This window comes from Pseudomonas sp. S44 (genome assembly GCF_016624805.1).
Classification (GTDB): Bacteria; Pseudomonadota; Gammaproteobacteria; order Pseudomonadales; family Pseudomonadaceae; genus Aquipseudomonas; species Aquipseudomonas machongensis.
Window position 1 is genome coordinate 55,825 of record NZ_JACVTY010000024.1, and the last position, 15,987, is coordinate 71,811.

The following is a 15,987-nucleotide window of genomic DNA, read 5'->3' on the forward strand; positions in this document are numbered from 1 at the left end:
GCGGCGTTCAGTTCCCCAGCGAGTCTCGGCCCCTGACCTGCGTGAACTGGTTCGAGGCCTCCGGCAAGCCCGTCACCTTGATCGAGCGCGCGCCGACGGCAAACTTGGCGCCGACCTTGGCGAAGCGCTCGAGCAACTGGAAGTTGATCGCCTGCTGGATATCCATGTACAGGTTGTAGCCGGGGTCGAGGACGATGTAGACGGCCTCGAACTCCAGGGCCTCCTTGCCGAAGCCACGCAGATGGGCGCGGTCGAAGCGCACCTGGCCCTGGGCCTTGATCGACTCCTCGACGATCGCCGGGGCCTTTTTCACCGCCTCTGTGGGCGTGTCGTACGACAGGCCGAACTCGAAGACGATGCGTCGCTCCTGCAGGCGCTTGTAGTTCTGGATGGTGCTGCTGATCATGCCGGCGTTGGCCATGACGATCTGCTCGCCGCCGAGGCTGCGGATGCGCGTGGTCTTCAGGCCGATGTTCTCCACGGTGCCGGCGAGCGAGCCGATGACGATGAAGTCGCCGACCTCGAACGGTTTGTCGACGGCAATCGACAGCGAGGCGAACAGGTCGCCCAGCACGTTCTGCACCGCCAGGGCCACGGCGATGCCGCCGACGCCAAGACTGGCGACGAAGGCGGTGATGTTCACGCCCAGGTTCGACAGCATCGCCAGCAGCACCACCGACCACAGCAGCACCCGCGCGCCCCAGCCCGACAGGGTCGCCAGCGCGCTGCCACGATAGGCATTGCCGGTGTCGTGGCGGGCGAAGTAGCGGGTCAGGCCAATGGCGATGGCGCGGTTGGCCCACAGGCCGATCTGCAAGGCTGCGACCACGAACCACAGGCTGCCGACCCGGTCCAGCCAGCGTTCCGGCAGGTCCAGCACGCCAAGGCCGACCAGCAGCGAGGCGAGCATCAGCAGGAAGTTGCTGGTGCCTTCGAGTACCTGGGTGATGACCTTGCTGAGCTGCCCGTCATGGCTGGACCACTGGCGGGCGCGGCGCTTGAGGAAACTCAGCGCCCAGCGCGTCACGAGGAAGGTGATCACGGTCACCGTCAGGGCCAGCAGCAGGTTGAGGATGGAGATGCCGAATACCGTGGTGGTGGTCAGCAACTGCAGAAATCGTTCGTCCATCGGGTCCCCCTCCGAGGTGGTGTTGATTGCAGGGTGTGCCGTGGGGCACAAACTGTTTAGAAGGGAGAGGTAGGTGAGGGTTTAATCGGATTTCGCCGGTGGCTCTTGCCGCCGCTTCGCAGGCGGATCAGAGCAGAGCACCTTGGCGAGCGAATGAGAAATAATTAGAATCACTCGCATTCGTATCTCATCCTTCCCCAGTGTGCCTCCGAATGTCCGACCCCGCCGCGGCACCCGAACCCAGCTTCAACACCCTCTATCGCGACCATCGCAGCTGGCTGCAAGGCTGGTTGCACCGGCGCCTGGGCGATGCCTGGACGGCGGCGGACCTGACCCACGACACCTTCCTGCGGGTGCTCGCGGCGCAGCAGGCCAAGGCCGTGCCGAGCCTGCGCGAGCCACGGGCCTACCTGCTGACGGTCGGGCGTCGGTTGCTGGTCAATCACTACAAGCGGCGCAGCCTCGAGCAGGCCTACCTGGACGCCCTCGCCAACCTGCCCGAGGCGCTTGCACCGTCACCGGAGCAGCGCTGGTTGCTGCTGGAAACCTTGCAGGCCCTGGATGACCTGCTCGATGGCCTGCCTGCCGTGGTACGCCGGGCCTTTCTCTGGTCGCAGCTCGAAGGGCTGGACTACGCCAGCATCGCCGCGCGACTGGAGGTGTCCGAGCGTACGGTGAAACGCTATATGGCCAAGGCATACGAACACTGCCTGCTGGTGGACCTGTGAGCGCCCCGGCGGAGGTCGGCGCACGCCAGTTGGCCCGTGAGGCAGCGCAGTGGCTGGCCTTGCAGGATGCCGGCCAGCTCGACACGGAGCAGGCTGCTGCGCTGCAACGCTGGCGAGCCCGCAGTGCCGCCCATGAAGCCTTGTGGCAGAAGGCCGAGGGGCTGCGCCAGCGCTTCGCCCAGGTACCGGCGCCATTGGCGGTGGCTTGCCTGGACCGCCCCGATCCAGATCGCCGCCGCGTGCTGGAGCAGATGCTGGGTTTTGGCGCGCTGCTGCCGCTGGCCTGGCTGGGCTATCGGCAGTTACCGCTGGACGGCTGGCGTGCCGATCTGCGTACCGCCACAGGCGAGCGCCGCGGCTTGACCTTGCCGGATGGCAGCCGGTTGCAGCTCAACACCGCCACGGCGGTCAATCTGGACTTCGTCGAAGGCCGCCACTGGTTGCAGTTGGTGCAGGGCGAGATTGCCCTCGACGCCGTTGGCCCGCTGCAGGTGCAGACCCGCGACGGCCTGGTGCGCGTGCAGGGGGCTGGGGTGTGCGTACGTGAGCGTGCGCAGGACTGTGTGGTGTCGGTTACACGTGGCCAGGTCAGCCTGCAACCGCTGGCCGGGCCAGCGGTTCGCCTGGAGGCTGGTCAGCGGGCGACGCTGAGCGCCTCCGGGGTGACCGCCAGCCAGCCGTTCGACGCCCAACTGCCCGGTTGGCAGCAGGGCTTGTTGATCGTCGACGACCAGCCCCTGGGCGATCTGCTGCGTGAACTGGATCGCTACCGCCCCGGGGTGTTGCGCTGGGATCCGGCGCTGGAGCAATTGGCGGTGACCGGTACTTTCCAGCTCGACGACACCGACCGCATTCTGGCCCTGCTGGCGGCGAGCCTGCCGCTTCAGGTGCACTATCGCACCCGCTACTGGGTGTCGCTGACCCCGCGCAAGAAAATTGCCTGACCGCTGTCCCTTTTCTGGCGCCCGCTTGTCATCAAGGGTATCCACCCCTGATCTGAGAGCGTTCCGGATGTCCCGCACCCCTTTGCTTCGCCCGTTATCCCTGCACCTGATGCGCGCTGGCCTGCTGCTTGCGCTGGGGCTGCCCGCGTCGGGCTGGGCCGATGAAGCGCGGCGCAGCTACCAGGTACCGGGCGGCAGCCTGGGTGCGGTGCTGACACGCTTTGCTGGCCAGGCTGGGGTCAGCTTGTCGGTGGACCCGGCGCTGGTCGCCGGGCGCAGCAGCCTGGGGCTTGCAGGCGAATATGGGGTCGAGGAGGGCTTCGCCGCCTTGCTGCAGGGCTCGGGCCTGATACTGGTCTCGGCAGGGCCCGGTAGCTTCACCCTGGTGCGCCAGGCCGCGCCGGTCGAGGGCGCGCATGTGCTGCCCGACATCAATGTCCATGGCCAGGGCGCCGCGCCGGCAGCAGATGCCTATGCCGGCGGCCAGGTGTCACGACGGGGCAGCCTCGGCATGTTGGGCGAGCGTGACTACATGGAGACGCCCCTGAGCATGACCTCCTACACCCGCGAGATATTGCAGAACCAGCAGGCCCGTACCCTTGCCGATGTCGTCGCCAACGATCCCTCGGTGCGCAGCACCAACCCGGCAGGCGGGCGCTTCGAACAGTTCTCCGTGCGCGGCTTCAGCCTGTACAACAGCGATGTCGCCTACGGTGGGTTGTATGGCGTGCTGCCGACCTATTCGATCGACATGGAGATGGTCGAGCGGGTCGATATCCTCAAGGGGCCGGGGGCGCTGCTTGGCGGACTGGCGCCCAACGGCAGCATTGGCGGCGGGGTGAACATCGAGCCCAAGCGCGCTGGCGAGACGCCGCTGACCGAGTTCACCGCGCTGTACGCCTCGGCGGGACAAGGGGGCGGTCATCTGGACATCGGTCGACGCTTCGGTGACGACCAACGCTTTGGCGTGCGCCTGAATGCGGTGCGCCAGGCCGGCGATACCGAATGGGATCACCAGCATATGGACCGCGAGGCGACCGTGCTGGGCCTGGATATGAAAGGCGAGCGCACTCGCCTGTCGCTGGATATCGGCCATCAGGCGCGTGACGTGGATGCGCCAATGGAGCGTGTGGGCCTTGCCGCAGGGCTCAAGGTGCCGGATGCCAAGGATGTTCACCACAATTTCGCCCAACCCTGGAGCTACTCGCGGGCCAAGGATACCTTCGGCGCCGTGCGCGGCGAGTATGACCTGAGCGACAACTGGATGCTGCTGGGCGCCCTGGGAGCGCGCAAGGGCGACTACGACTTCATGCGCCATGCCGTGCAGGTGGTCAACGAAGCCGGTCGCTTCACCGTCAGCCCGCGCGCCTTCCAGCGCGAGGAGGACGTGGTTACCGGCACCGTCGGCGTGCGCGGCTGGTTCAACACCGGTGCGGTCGGCCATACCCTCAACATCAGCCTCAATCGCTTCGACCTGACCTTCGACAACAGCGGTGCGCGCTATGCCAACGGCGTCAGCAACCTGTTCGACCCGGTGACCTTGCCCGCACCGGGCGCGCCGTTGGCCGACGACAACCCGACCCACACCAACACCGTGCTGTCGAGCCTGGCCCTGGCCGATACCCTGAGTTTCGCTGACGACACCGTGCTGCTCACCCTCGGCGCGCGCCTTCAGCGTGTCGAGGTCGACAGCTCCGAGCCCGGCGAGCCCGACCAGCGCTACAACGAGCGCGCCACCTCGCCGGCCATGGGCCTGGTGTGGCGCACCACCGAGCAGCTGTCGCTGTACTTCAACTACATGGAGGGCCTGACCCAGGGGCAGGTGGCACCGGAAACGGCGAACAACGCCGGCAAGGTCTTCGCGCCATACCGCAGCAAGCAACTGGAGGTCGGCGCCAAGTACGACATGGGGCGTTTCAGCACCACGGTCAGCTTGTTCCGCATCGAGAAACCGTCGTACTTCACCGATGCCCAGAACAACCTCAGCGCCGACGGCGAGCAGCGCAACCAAGGCCTGGAAATCAGCCTGTTCGGCGAACCAATGGACGGGGTGCGGGTGTTGGGTGGGGCGATGTTCCTCGATGCCGAGCAGACCCGCACGGCCAATGGCCGCAACGATGGCAACCGGGCCATCGGCGCGCCGGTGGTCAATGCCAACCTTGGCGTTGAGTGGGACCTGCCGGCCATCGACGGGCTGACCCTGAGCGCGCGTGTCATCCATACCGGCAACCAGTACCTGGATGCTGCCAACCGGCAGAAGGTCGACGCCTGGCAGCGTTATGACCTGGGTGCACGCTACGCACTCAAGCTCGGTGACAAGGACGTCACCCTGCGCGCCAGCGTCGAGAACGTGCTGGACAAGACCTACTGGGCCTCGGCCAACGTCCCCGACGGCACCGCCACCGGCCTGACCCTGTCGACCCCGCGAACCTGGCTGCTGTCGGCGACGGTCGGGTTCTGAGGGGCCGTTGCCCTGGGGGCGGGCAACAAGCGAGCAAAAATATGCTCAGCCCCCAGGCAAATCCTAGGCTGCACTGGCCGCACGCGCGCCAGCCACTAAGGTAAGGTGAGAGGAAAATTCCGCGCGCCGCCCACGGCGCCCCAGAGGTGCCCATGGCTTCCTACACCTTGCGACAACTCAAGTACTTCGTCACCACCGTGGAGGCTGGCAGTGTTGCCGAGGCTTCGCGCCAGCTGTACATCGCCCAGCCGTCGATCTCCACCGCGATCAAGAGCCTGGAAGAGAGCTTCGGTGTGCAGTTGTTCATTCGTCACCACGCCCAGGGCGTGTCGCTGACCCCCAGCGGCAAGCGCTTCTACGCCAAGACCAAGGCGCTGCTGCAGATGTCCCATGAGTTCGAGCAGAACGCCCTGGCCGACAACGATACGGTGGCCGGGCAGATCGACATCGGCTGCTTCGAGACCGTCGCGCCGCTTTATCTGCCACGGTTGATCGCAGGGTTTCGCGAGCGCTACCCCGGCGTCGACATCCGCCTGCGTGACGGTGAGCAGCAGGAGCTGATCCAGGGGCTGACCGCTGGCACCTTCGACCTGGCGTTTCTCTACGACCACGACCTGGACGGCACCATCGAGGCCGAGCCGCTGATGCCGCCGCAGAAGCCCTATGTGCTGCTGCCCGAGAAGCACCGCTTCGCCAGCCAGGCCCAGGTTTCGCTGCGCGACCTGTGCCCGGAGCCGATGATCCTGCTCGACGTTGCGCCGAGCCGCACCTACTTCGTCAGCCTGTTCAACGAGATGGGGCTGACGCCGAACATCGTCTTCAGTTCGCCATCGATCGAGATGGTGCGCGGGATGGTAGGGCAGGGGTTCGGTTTTTCGCTGCTGGTGACCCGGCCGCATTCACCCTTCACCTACGACGGCAAGCGCCTGGTGACGCTGGATATCGCCGAACCGGTGGCGCTGTCGGGGCTGGCGGCGGCGCACCTCAAGCGTGTGCAATTGACCAAGCCTGCGCAGTTGTTTGTCGAGTTCTGCCGCGAAGAGCTGGCGAAGCTGTAAACGATTCGCGGCGGTTCGGCTACCCGAACCGCCGCGAACAGAACACCGCGGTGGCAATCAGTGCTTACTGCTCATCTGGCACCACAGCGATCACATCGATTTCCATCAACCACTCAGCCTGCGCCAGACCCGCGACCACCAGCCCGGTGGAGATCGGGAACACGCCCTTGAGCCACTTGCCGACTTCGCGGTACACCGGCTCGCGGAAGCGTGGGTCGGTGATGTAGGTAGTGGTCTTGACGATATGCGACAGGTCGGAGCCGGCCTCTTCAAGCAGTTGCTTGACGTTTTTCATCGCCTGCTCGGCCTGCGCCTGCGGGTCGCCCAGACCGACCAGGCGGCCTTCGAAATCGGTGCCGACCTGGCCGCGTACATAGATGGTGTTGCCGGCACGCACGGCCTGGCAGAGGTCATTGTCCAGGGTCTGGTTGGGGTAGGTGGCCTTGGTGTTGAACATGCGGATGCGGGTATGGGTAGGCATCAGTGGGCTCCGAGGGTGCTGACGTTGCTGATCGAGGTGTGTGGCTGCTCATCCGCTGCGCGCTGGTCGCGGTCGCGGTAGGCCAGGTAGGTGCGCTGGGTGGCGATATGGCCGGCGACATGCTTGGCGTCGTGCCATACGCCCCAGATGAACGACGAGCCGCGGCGGGACAGCCAGGGCAAGCCGAGGAAATACACCCCCGGCTCGCGGGCCACGCCGCGCTGGTGCTGGGGTTTGCCGTTGGCGTCGAAGGTGTCGACCTGCAGCCAACTGAAGTCCACGCCGTAGCCGGTGGCCCAGATGATGCTGGTGACACCAGCCTTGGCCAGGTCCAGTTCCAGCAGCGGGTTGCTGACGCAGTCCGGGTCGGCCAGGCGTTGGCGCGCTTCGGGCTCTTCTGGCAGGTCCAGGCCGTTGCGCTCGATGTAGGCATCGGCGGCATCGAGCAGGGCCAGGTAGTTCTCGTCGCCGCGGTTGATGTTGTCGGCCAGGTTGTCCTGGAAACGCACCACGCCATCTTCGAACGACTGGGTCAGGCCGACCAGGGTCATGCCCTGGTGGGCGAGGGCGCGGAAGTCCACGGTATGGCCGCCACGGGCACCGCTGACGGCAATGGTCACGTGTTCGCGGCCTGGCTTGGCGATTTCCGCGTCCCATTCACCCAGCACGCCCAGCCACCAGCAGAAGTCACGGTTGCGGTAGGCGCGTGGTGGGCGGTCGTGGGCACCGACCGAGAGGTAGACCTGGCGCCCGGCGCGCATCAGCTCTTCGGCGATCTGCACCCCGGAAGATCCCGCACCGACGACCAGCACCGCTCCTTCAGGCAATTGCTGCGGGTTGTAGTAGGCGGCGGAGTGGATCTGGTGCAGGCGTTCATCCTTTGGCGCAATGGCCGGGATCACCGGTTTCTGGAACGGCCCGGTGGCGGCGACCACGCGGTTGGCGCGGATCACGCCTTCGTTGGTTTCGATGGTGAAGCCCGGGCGGTCGCTGTTGCGCACCACGCGCTTGACTTCGATGCCGGTACGCACGGGCAGGTTGTACTTGCGCACGTAGCGCTCGAAGTAGTCGGCGACCTGGTCCTTGCCAGCGAAGGCGTCGGCATCGAGGTCGAATTCAAGGCCAGGGAAGCGGTCGTGCCAGACTGGCCCGTTGGCCACCAGCGAGTCCCAGCGTCCAGTGCGCCAGGCCTCGGCGATGCGGTTGCGTTCCAGCACCAGGTGCGGCACGCCGAGTTTGCTCAGGTGTTCGCTCATGGCCACGCCGGCCTGGCCGGCGCCGACCACGAGGGTGTCGATTTCGAGATTGTTCAATGTCATGTCCGAGCCCTTGTTCAGGCGGTTTTTGTCAGGTCGGTTTTGGAGGACCGCCGTTACCTGGGGCCAGACTAGGGATGCACGGAATTTCGCGAAAATAGTATTTAGCTGGGGCTTGCCGATAAATTGGCGAAGGGTGGCAGCGCTGCAGCGAGCAGCACGGCAGATTTGCGCAGCAAACCCGCAGTGCCCAGTTTTTTCCTCGCCAATGCCAAGCAAAATGCTCGTTTCGCCGCCGCCAGGGCTTGCCGAGAATGCCGGTAAACCCAGAAAGGAGCTGCACCATGACCTTCTCCATCATCGGCCGCTGCCAGGAAACCGGCCAGGTCGGCATCGCCATCAGCTCGTCCAGCATCGCTGTCGGTGCCCGCTGCCCGTGGGTGCGCGCCGGGGTCGGGGCGGTGGCGACGCAGAACATCACCTTGCCGGCCCTCGGCCCGCAGATCCTCGACGCCCTCGAGCAGGGCCAGTTGCCGCCTGCCGCAGCGCTGGACCGGGTGCTCAGCGCCAACGGCTGGAGCGAGTACCGCCAGGTGACGGTGATCGACAGCCACGGCCAGGTCGCGCTGTTCACCGGCAAAGAAGCACTCGGCGTACACAACGCGGTCGCCGGCGAGCAGTGTGCAGCCGCGGGCAACCTGCTGGCCTCGCCGCAGGTGATCGAGGCGATGGTGCACGCGTTCGAGCAGGCCGGTGGGCACCTGGCCGATCGCTTGCTGGCGGCGATGCACGCGGCCATGGCCGCCGGTGGCGAGGCAGGCCCTGTGCACTCGGCCGCCCTGAAGATCGCCGGTGAGCTGACCTGGCCGCTGGTGGATCTGCGTGTGGACTGGGCCGAGCACGACCCGATCGGCGAACTCGACCGCCTGTGGCAGGCCTATCGCCCACAGATGCAGGACTACGTCACCCGCGCCCTGAACCCGACCACCGCACCCAGCTACGGGGTGCCGGGCGATGAGTGATCTCACCAGCCGCGCCGTGCTGGAGCGCCTGATCGGCTTTGCCACGGTCAGTCGCGACTCCAATCTCGAACTGATCGGTTTCATCCGCGATTACCTGGCGGGGCTGGGGGTCGAGAGCGAACTGTTCCTCAACGAGGAGGGCACCAAGGCCAACCTGTTCGCCACCATCGGCCCGACCGATCGTGGCGGCGTGGTGCTGTCCGGGCATACCGATGTGGTGCCGGTGGACGGCCAGGCCTGGAGCGTCGAGCCGTTTCGCCTGAGCGAGCGCGATGGTCGCCTGTATGGCCGTGGCACGGCCGACATGAAGGGCTTCATCGCCTCGGTGCTGGCGGCGGTGCCGGCGTTTCTCGCCCAGCCGCTGACAACGCCGGTGCACCTGGCATTCTCCTATGACGAAGAGGTCGGCTGCCTCGGTGTGCGCTCGATGCTGGAGGCGCTCGAACAGCGCCCGAACAAGCCACGCCTGTGCCTGATCGGCGAACCCACCGAGCTCAAACCCGTGCTCGGGCACAAGGGCAAGCTGGCCATGCGCTGCCAGGTGCACGGCGCCGCTTGTCATTCGGCCTATGCACCCTATGGCGTCAATGCCATCGAGTACGCAGCGCAATTGATCGGCAAGCTGGGCGAGATCGGCGGCGAACTGGCCCGTCCCGAGAACCATGACGCGCGCTTCGATCCGCCGTTCTCCACGGTCCAGACCGGTGTTATCAAGGGCGGGCGGGCGCTGAACATCGTGCCTGAGGAGTGCGGGTTCGATTTCGAGGTGCGTGCTTTGCCGGGTTTCGAGGCCAAGGTCGTGGCCGAGCGCCTGCAGACCTACGCCGAAACCGACCTGCTGCCACGCATGCGTGCCGTCAGTGAAACCAGCGATATCCGCCTCAAGCCGCTCAGTGCCTACCCCGGGCTGGCAACGTCCGAAGACAGCGAAGCAGCGCGCCTGGTGGCGCTGCTCAGTGGCTCGGAAGATTTCGGCACCGTGGCCTTTGGCACCGAAGGTGGGCTGTTCGATCAGGCGGGGATCCCGACCGTGGTCTGCGGGCCGGGCAGCATGGATCAGGGGCACAAGCCGGACGAGTTTGTCAGCGTTGTGCAACTGCAGGGTTGTGATGCGATGTTGCTGCGCTTGCGTGATTATCTTGTTGGTAACTGAGGTGCTTGCCGAAAGATTTTCAGCGTCCATGAGATCGAGCGCCGCCCGCGCGGCGCTCGATCTCAAGGGCACCAAAAATCTTTCGGCGAACACCTATCAGCCTCTACGCAAACACTTCGCCTGGCGACCTCGCAGCCACAGCAAAAGCGAACCTGCGCAGCCACTTGGGTTACCATACCCACCCTCCGAGACCCCATCCCAAGCGCAGCCCCGGCCGCTCGCTTGATTCGACACCAACAGGTCCTCCATGCGTCTGTTTCACACCTCCGACTGGCACCTGGGCCAGAGCCTCCATGGCCAGGAACGCGACTTCGAACACGCCTGCTTCCTCGACTGGCTGCTCGGCCAGCTGCGCCTGCGCCAACCCGACGCGCTGTTGATCGCCGGGGATATCTTCGACACGGTCAACCCACCGGTCAAAGCCCAGGAGCGCCTCTACGACTTCATCGTCCAGGCCCACGAACAGCAGCCCAAGCTGGACATCGTGATGATCGCCGGCAACCACGACTCCGGCTCGCGCATCGAATTGCCCGCCGCCCTGATGCGCCGCCTGCGCACTCACGCCCTGGGCCGCGTGCACTGGCTCGACGAAGGCCAGCTCGACGCCGAACGCCTGCTGATCCCGCTGACCAACGCCCGCGGCAAGGTCTGTGCCTGGTGCCTGGCCCTGCCCTTCCTGCGCCCGGCAGAAGTCACCGGCCCGCAACTGGGCGATGACTACCTGCAAGGCATCACCCAGGTGCATCAACAACTGATCGCCGCCGCCCTTGGCAAGCGCAAGAAGGACCAGGCGCTGATCGCCATCAGCCACGCCCACATGGCCGGCGGCTCGATTTCCGAAGACTCCGAGCGCAGCCTGATCATCGGCAATGCCGAAGCCCTGCCGGCGCGGTTGTTCGACAAGGCCATCAGCTACGTCGCCCTGGGCCACCTGCACAAGCCACAGAAGGTCAACCGGGAGAACCGCATCCGCTACAGCGGCGCGCCTATCCCGCTGTCGTTCGCCGAGATCAACTACCCGCACCAGGTACTGGAGATCGAGCTGGACGGCACCGAGCTGCTCAGCGTCGAACCGCGCCTGGTACCGCGGGCCGTGGCCTTGCAGCGCATGGGCCCGGCACCGCTCGGCGAACTGCTCGAGCAGCTTGCCGACCTGCCGGTGATCGACCTCCTCGAAGACCCCAACCGCCAGCCGTGGCTGGAAGTGCGGGTACGCCTGGACGAGCCGCAGCCCGACCTGCGCCAACAGATCGAAAGCGCACTGCAGGGCAAGGCAGTGCGCCTGGTGCGCATCAGCGCCGAATATGCTGGGCGCAACGCTCAGGACGAGGACGCACAGGCCTTCGTCGAGCTGTCGCAGATGACCCCACAGGACCTGTTCGGCCGCGCTTGGGAGCAGGCCTACGGCAGCCCCGTCGATGAACAGACCCTGAGCGACTTCGCCCTGCTGCTGCAGGACGTGCAACTGGAGGAGCAGCCATGAAGATCCTGGCCATCCGCCTGAAGAACCTTGCCTCCCTGGCCGGCCCCATCGACATCGACTTTACTGCCGAGCCCTTGGCCAGCGCCGGGTTGTTCGCCATCACCGGCCCGACCGGCGCAGGCAAGAGCACCCTGCTCGATGCCCTGTGCCTGGCGCTGTTCGGTACGGTGCCACGTCTGAACGAGATCGGCCGCGAAGCCAAGGTGCCGGACGCCGACGGCGAAATCCCCACCTCCGATCCGCGCAACCTGTTGCGCCGTGGCACCGGCAGCGGCTTTGCCGAGGTCGATTTCGTCGGCATCGATGGCAAGCGCTACCGCGCCCGCTGGGAAGCCAACCGAGCGCGTGACAAGGCCAACGGCAAATTGCAGCACAGCCGCCAGAGCTTCTACGACCTGGACGGCGAACAACTGCTGGCCAGCGGCAAGAACGAATACAAGCAACTGGCCGAAGCACGCCTGGGGCTGAATTTCGAGCAGTTCACCCGTGCGGTGATGCTGGCCCAGAGTGAGTTCGGAGCCTTCCTCAAGGCCGACGATCGCGAGCGCAGCGAACTGCTGGAAAAGCTCACCAACACGGCCATCTATACCCGCCTGGGGCAGCGCGCCTTCACCCGCTCGCGCGAGGCCGCCGAAGCGCTCAAGGATCTTGAGGAGCGCGCCAGCCACCTGCTACCGCTGGCCGCCGAGGCCCGTGCCGAACTTGACCTGCGCCTGGAGCAGGCACAACAGCACTTCAAGGGCGAACAGGCGCGCGAGCGGCAGCTTGAACAACAGTGCGCCTGGCTCAGCGAACAACAGCGACTGCTGGCCCAACACGCCGAGGCCAGTGAAGCGCTCAAGGCCGCCGAGCACGCCAGCGCACAGCTCAGCGAGCAGCGTATCGACCTGCAACGCCTGGAGCGCCTGGCCCCGCAGCGCCATCAGTTCCACCGTCAGCTGGCCCTGGCCGCCCAGCTCACGCCGCTGGCCGCCGAAATCGCCGAGCAGGTACGCCAGCAGACCGAACTGCACACCCGTACTGGCGAACTGGAGCAGGCGCAGCTCGCGGCACGCGACGCGCTCACGCAATGCCAGGCGCAGCACAGCGAGAACGCTCCCCGCCTGCGCCAGGCCTTTGCCGCCCAGGACGGCCTCGCCCGCCTCGACCAGGACCTGGCAAAACAGCACTCGGCCTGCCAGCAGGCTGAGCAGGACCTTGCCGAAAGCCAGCAGCACCTGCAGCAGCTGGAACAGAACCAGCAGCGCAGCCTGGAACAACTGGCCCTGATCGACACCGCGCTGGCCGACAGCCAACATCTGGCGGGCCTGGCCAATGCCTGGCAGGCCTACCTGCCGCAGCTCAAGCAGGTGATGCTGATCGGCGGCCGTCTGGCCAAGGGTCGCGAAGAGCTGCCAGGCTTGCAGGCGCAGGCCAGCCAGGCCAATACCCAACTGCAAACCCAGCGCGACAGTTTCGAGCTGCTGTTCCGCGAAGCCAAGGCCGAACCCCAGGCCCTGGCCGAACAGATCGACCTGCTCGGCGGCATGCTCCAGGACAACCGCAAGCAGCAGCGTGCTGTCGAGGAACTGTCGCGCCTGCACGGTCGCGAGATGGAACTGCGCCAGCAGCTCGACGTTCTGCGTGAGCGACAGCAACAGGCCATGCAGCAACGCCAGCAACTGATCAGCGACGGCACATCGGCCAAGGCCCGGCTGGAAACGGCAGAACAGGCGCTCGCCCTCACTCGCCAGTTGCTCGATCGCCAACGCCTGGCGCGCAACACCAGCGTTGAAGAACTGCGCGGCCAACTGCGCGACGGCGAACCCTGCCCGGTGTGCGGCAGCGCCGAGCATCCGTTCCACCAGCCCGAAGCGCTGCTGCAGAGCCTCGGCCGCCATGACCAGGCCGAAGAAGAGGCTGCGCAGCAACAGGTCGAGGCCCTCAACGGTCAACTGGTGGAGCTGCGCACCCAGTTGGGCGTGGTCAATGCCCAGCTCAAGGATTTCCAACAGCAGCAACAGCAACTCGGCGAACAGCTGCAGCCCTTGGTCGCACAGGTGCAGGCCCACAGTCTGTGGCCAGCCCTGGCACCACAGGACGACAAGGCCCGCAGCGCCTGGCTCGACAGTCAGCTGCGGCGCCTGGACGAGGAAATCGGCAAGGACGAGAAGCGCCAGAGCGCCCTGCTCGCCCTGCAGAAGGACGCCGCCCGCCTCACCCAGCAGTTGCAAGCGGCGCAAGAGGCCCAGCAACAGGCCCAGCGCCATCTGGAACAACAGCACCAGGCCTTGGCCAACGACGAGCAGCAACTGGAACAAGGGCTGAAGGACCTCGCCAGCGTGCTGCCGGACGACGTGCTCAAGGCCCTGAGCGACGACCCGACCCACGCGTTCGTCGCCCTCGACCAGCAGATCACCCAGCGCCTGCAGCAGCTCGAACAGCGCAAGGACGAACAGGAAGAACAGCAGGCACGCCAACTCCAGCTGGACAAGCTGCGCGACCAGCATCAAGCACGGCTGAATACCCAGGAACAATTGCGCCAGCAACTCGCCGCCCTTGAGGCCCAGCGACAGCAGGCCCAGGCCGCGCTGGCCGAGTTGCTTGGCGAACAGCCCAGCGCCGAAGCCTGGCAACAGCATATGGAGGCACAACTGGAGCAGGCCCGTGCGCTCGACGCCGATACCGCACAACACCTGCAGACGCTGCGCACCCAAGGCGTGCAGTTGGCCAGTGAGCTCAAGGCCAACGGCAATCGCCAGCAGGCACTGGAACAGGAACACCAACAACTGCACGGCGACATCGCCCAATGGCGCGCCGAGCACCTTGAGTTGGACGACGTCGGTCTGGAGCGCCTGCTGGCCATCGACGACGCCGCCGTCAGCGCGCTGCGCCAGCACTTGCAGGACGCCGACAAGGCTGTCGAGCAGGCGCGGGTGCTGCTGCACGAGCGCGAACAGCGCCTGCAACAGCACAGCGCCGAGTCCACCGTCCACGCATCGGCCGAAGACCTGCAGCAGAGCCTTGGGGAACTGCGCGAGCAACTGGCCATCCACGAACAGCACTGCGCCGAACTGCGCGCCCAACAGGCCGACGACCAGCGTCGCCAGCAGGCGCACCAGGCACTCGCCGACGACATCGACAAGGCCCGTGGCGAACGCCAGCGCTGGGGCCGGCTCAATGACCTGATCGGCTCGGCCTCAGGCGATGTGTTCCGCAAGATCGCCCAGGGCTACAACCTCGACCTGCTGCTGCACCACGCCAACAATCAGTTGCGCCAGTTGGCCCGGCGCTATCGTCTCAAGCGCGGTGGCAGCGCCCTCGGCCTGCTGGTGCTGGACACCGAGATGGGCGACGAACTGCGCTCGGTGCACTCGCTGTCGGGCGGCGAGACCTTCCTGGTCTCGCTGGCACTGGCACTGGGGCTGGCGTCGATGGCCTCGAGCACCCTGCGCATCGAGTCGCTGTTCATCGACGAAGGCTTCGGCAGCCTGGACCCCGAGTCGTTGCAGCTGGCGATGGATGCGCTCGACGGCCTGCAGGCCCAGGGGCGCAAGGTCGCGGTGATTTCCCACGTGCAGGAGATGCATGAGCGCATTCCGGTGCAGATCCAGGTACGCCGCCAGGGCAATGGCCTGAGCGATGTCGAGGTCTGTGGGTGATCCTCTATTCATTCCGCCGTTGCCCCTGGGCCATGCGTGCGCGCCTGGCCCTGCGTTATGCAGGCTGTGACGTGGAAGTTCGCGAGGTGGCGCTCAAGGACAAGCCAGCCGAACTGCTGGCCCTGTCGCCCAAGGGCACGGTGCCGGTGCTCGATACCGGGGAGCGGGTGCTGGAGGAGAGTCTGGACATCATGCGCTGGGCGCTGGCGCAAGACGACCCGCAAGACTGGCGGCTGCTGGCCGATCCACTGGCGGCTGAACGGGGCGAAGCGCTGATCGCGCGCAATGACCGGGATTTCAAGGCGCAGGTCAACCTGTACAAATACGCCGAGCGCTACCCGGAGCATTCACGCGAGCATTACCGCCAGCAGGCCGAAGCCTGGCTGGCGGAGCTCGAAGGCCTGCTCGAGAACAGGCCTTTCCTGCTGGCGGACCACCCAAGCCTGGCCGATGCCGCGTTGCTGCCATTGCTGCGCCAGTTCGCCGGGGTCGAACCTCAGTGGTTCGCCGAGGCGGCTTATCCGCGGGTGCGGAGCTGGTTGCAGGGATGGCTGGCATCGGACCTGTTCAAGGCGATCATGGTCCGCTGAAAAACCCATTGACCAGGTTTCTGTGGGAGTAGGCTTGCTCG

12 protein-coding genes are annotated in these 15,987 nt (G+C 66.1%); 9 read left to right on the forward strand and 3 right to left on the reverse strand.

Annotated elements, in window-relative coordinates; all coding sequences use genetic code 11:
- Positions 1-7: 7 nt before the first annotated feature.
- Positions 8-1,129 carry a mechanosensitive ion channel family protein gene (locus IAE40_RS17955; RefSeq protein WP_197891490.1) on the reverse strand — a complete coding sequence of 374 codons (1,122 nt, stop codon included), beginning with the start codon at positions 1,127-1,129 and terminating at the stop codon, positions 8-10.
- Between the two features lie 212 nt (positions 1,130-1,341).
- Here IAE40_RS17955 and IAE40_RS17960 point away from each other — a divergent pair, with 212 nt between their 5' ends.
- From IAE40_RS17960 to IAE40_RS17975, 4 genes are all read left to right on the forward strand, one after another.
- Positions 1,342-1,857, forward strand: a complete 516-nt coding sequence (locus IAE40_RS17960; protein ID WP_112897975.1) for a sigma-70 family RNA polymerase sigma factor — start codon at positions 1,342-1,344, stop codon at positions 1,855-1,857.
- Positions 1,854-2,801, forward strand: coding sequence for a FecR domain-containing protein (locus tag IAE40_RS17965; protein WP_200603633.1), 948 nt, complete (start codon positions 1,854-1,856; stop codon positions 2,799-2,801). The genes IAE40_RS17960 and IAE40_RS17965 overlap by 4 nt, the downstream gene beginning before the upstream one ends.
- A 67-nt stretch (positions 2,802-2,868) precedes the next feature.
- Entirely contained in the window at positions 2,869-5,262 is a 2,394-nt protein-coding gene (locus IAE40_RS17970) for a TonB-dependent receptor (protein WP_200603634.1), read from the forward strand.
- Between the two features lie 152 nt (positions 5,263-5,414).
- Entirely contained in the window at positions 5,415-6,320 is a 906-nt protein-coding gene (locus tag IAE40_RS17975) for a LysR family transcriptional regulator (RefSeq protein WP_054892743.1), read from the forward strand.
- Positions 6,321-6,384: 64 nt separating this feature from the next.
- Here IAE40_RS17975 and IAE40_RS17980 read toward each other — a convergent pair whose 3' ends face one another.
- Complete coding sequence (locus tag IAE40_RS17980) at positions 6,385-6,801, reverse strand: RidA family protein (protein ID WP_063544388.1); 417 nt, start codon at positions 6,799-6,801, stop codon at positions 6,385-6,387.
- Complete coding sequence (locus tag IAE40_RS17985) at positions 6,801-8,120, reverse strand: flavin-containing monooxygenase (RefSeq protein ID WP_063544390.1); 1,320 nt, start codon at positions 8,118-8,120, stop codon at positions 6,801-6,803. The genes IAE40_RS17980 and IAE40_RS17985 overlap by 1 nt, the downstream gene beginning before the upstream one ends.
- Positions 8,121-8,401: 281 nt before the next feature.
- Between IAE40_RS17985 and IAE40_RS17990 the strand changes: the two genes are divergently transcribed.
- The 5 genes from IAE40_RS17990 to IAE40_RS18010 all read left to right on the forward strand — a co-directional run bounded on the left by IAE40_RS17990 (position 8,402) and on the right by IAE40_RS18010 (position 15,946).
- Positions 8,402-9,079, forward strand: coding sequence for a DUF1028 domain-containing protein (locus tag IAE40_RS17990; RefSeq protein WP_054892748.1), 678 nt, complete (start codon positions 8,402-8,404; stop codon positions 9,077-9,079).
- Complete coding sequence (gene argE / locus IAE40_RS17995) at positions 9,072-10,232, forward strand: acetylornithine deacetylase (RefSeq protein WP_200603635.1); 1,161 nt, start codon at positions 9,072-9,074, stop codon at positions 10,230-10,232. The genes IAE40_RS17990 and argE overlap by 8 nt, the downstream gene beginning before the upstream one ends.
- A 247-nt stretch (positions 10,233-10,479) precedes the next feature.
- Entirely contained in the window at positions 10,480-11,715 is a 1,236-nt protein-coding gene (locus IAE40_RS18000) for an exonuclease SbcCD subunit D C-terminal domain-containing protein (protein WP_063543913.1), read from the forward strand.
- Positions 11,712-15,356 carry an AAA family ATPase gene (locus IAE40_RS18005; RefSeq protein ID WP_200603636.1) on the forward strand — a complete coding sequence of 1,215 codons (3,645 nt, stop codon included), beginning with the start codon at positions 11,712-11,714 and terminating at the stop codon, positions 15,354-15,356. The genes IAE40_RS18000 and IAE40_RS18005 overlap by 4 nt, the downstream gene beginning before the upstream one ends.
- A complete protein-coding gene (locus tag IAE40_RS18010; protein ID WP_200603637.1) occupies positions 15,353-15,946 on the forward strand; it encodes a glutathione S-transferase in 594 nt (197 codons plus the stop codon). The genes IAE40_RS18005 and IAE40_RS18010 overlap by 4 nt, the downstream gene beginning before the upstream one ends.
- Positions 15,947-15,987 lie beyond the last annotated feature (41 nt).

Coding starts and splice junctions, on each gene's coding strand:
- IAE40_RS17955 (WP_197891490.1), bottom strand. CDS start 1,129: ATGGACGAACGATTTCTGCAGTTGCTGACCACCACCACGGTATTCGGC.
- IAE40_RS17960 (WP_112897975.1), top strand. CDS start 1,342: ATGTCCGACCCCGCCGCGGCACCCGAACCCAGCTTCAACACCCTCTAT.
- IAE40_RS17970 (WP_200603634.1), top strand. CDS start 2,869: ATGTCCCGCACCCCTTTGCTTCGCCCGTTATCCCTGCACCTGATGCGC.
- IAE40_RS17975 (WP_054892743.1), top strand. CDS start 5,415: ATGGCTTCCTACACCTTGCGACAACTCAAGTACTTCGTCACCACCGTG.
- IAE40_RS17980 (WP_063544388.1), bottom strand. CDS start 6,801: ATGCCTACCCATACCCGCATCCGCATGTTCAACACCAAGGCCACCTAC.
- IAE40_RS17985 (WP_063544390.1), bottom strand. CDS start 8,120: ATGACATTGAACAATCTCGAAATCGACACCCTCGTGGTCGGCGCCGGC.
- IAE40_RS17990 (WP_054892748.1), top strand. CDS start 8,402: ATGACCTTCTCCATCATCGGCCGCTGCCAGGAAACCGGCCAGGTCGGC.
- argE (WP_200603635.1), top strand. CDS start 9,072: ATGAGTGATCTCACCAGCCGCGCCGTGCTGGAGCGCCTGATCGGCTTT.
- IAE40_RS18000 (WP_063543913.1), top strand. CDS start 10,480: ATGCGTCTGTTTCACACCTCCGACTGGCACCTGGGCCAGAGCCTCCAT.
- IAE40_RS18005 (WP_200603636.1), top strand. CDS start 11,712: ATGAAGATCCTGGCCATCCGCCTGAAGAACCTTGCCTCCCTGGCCGGC.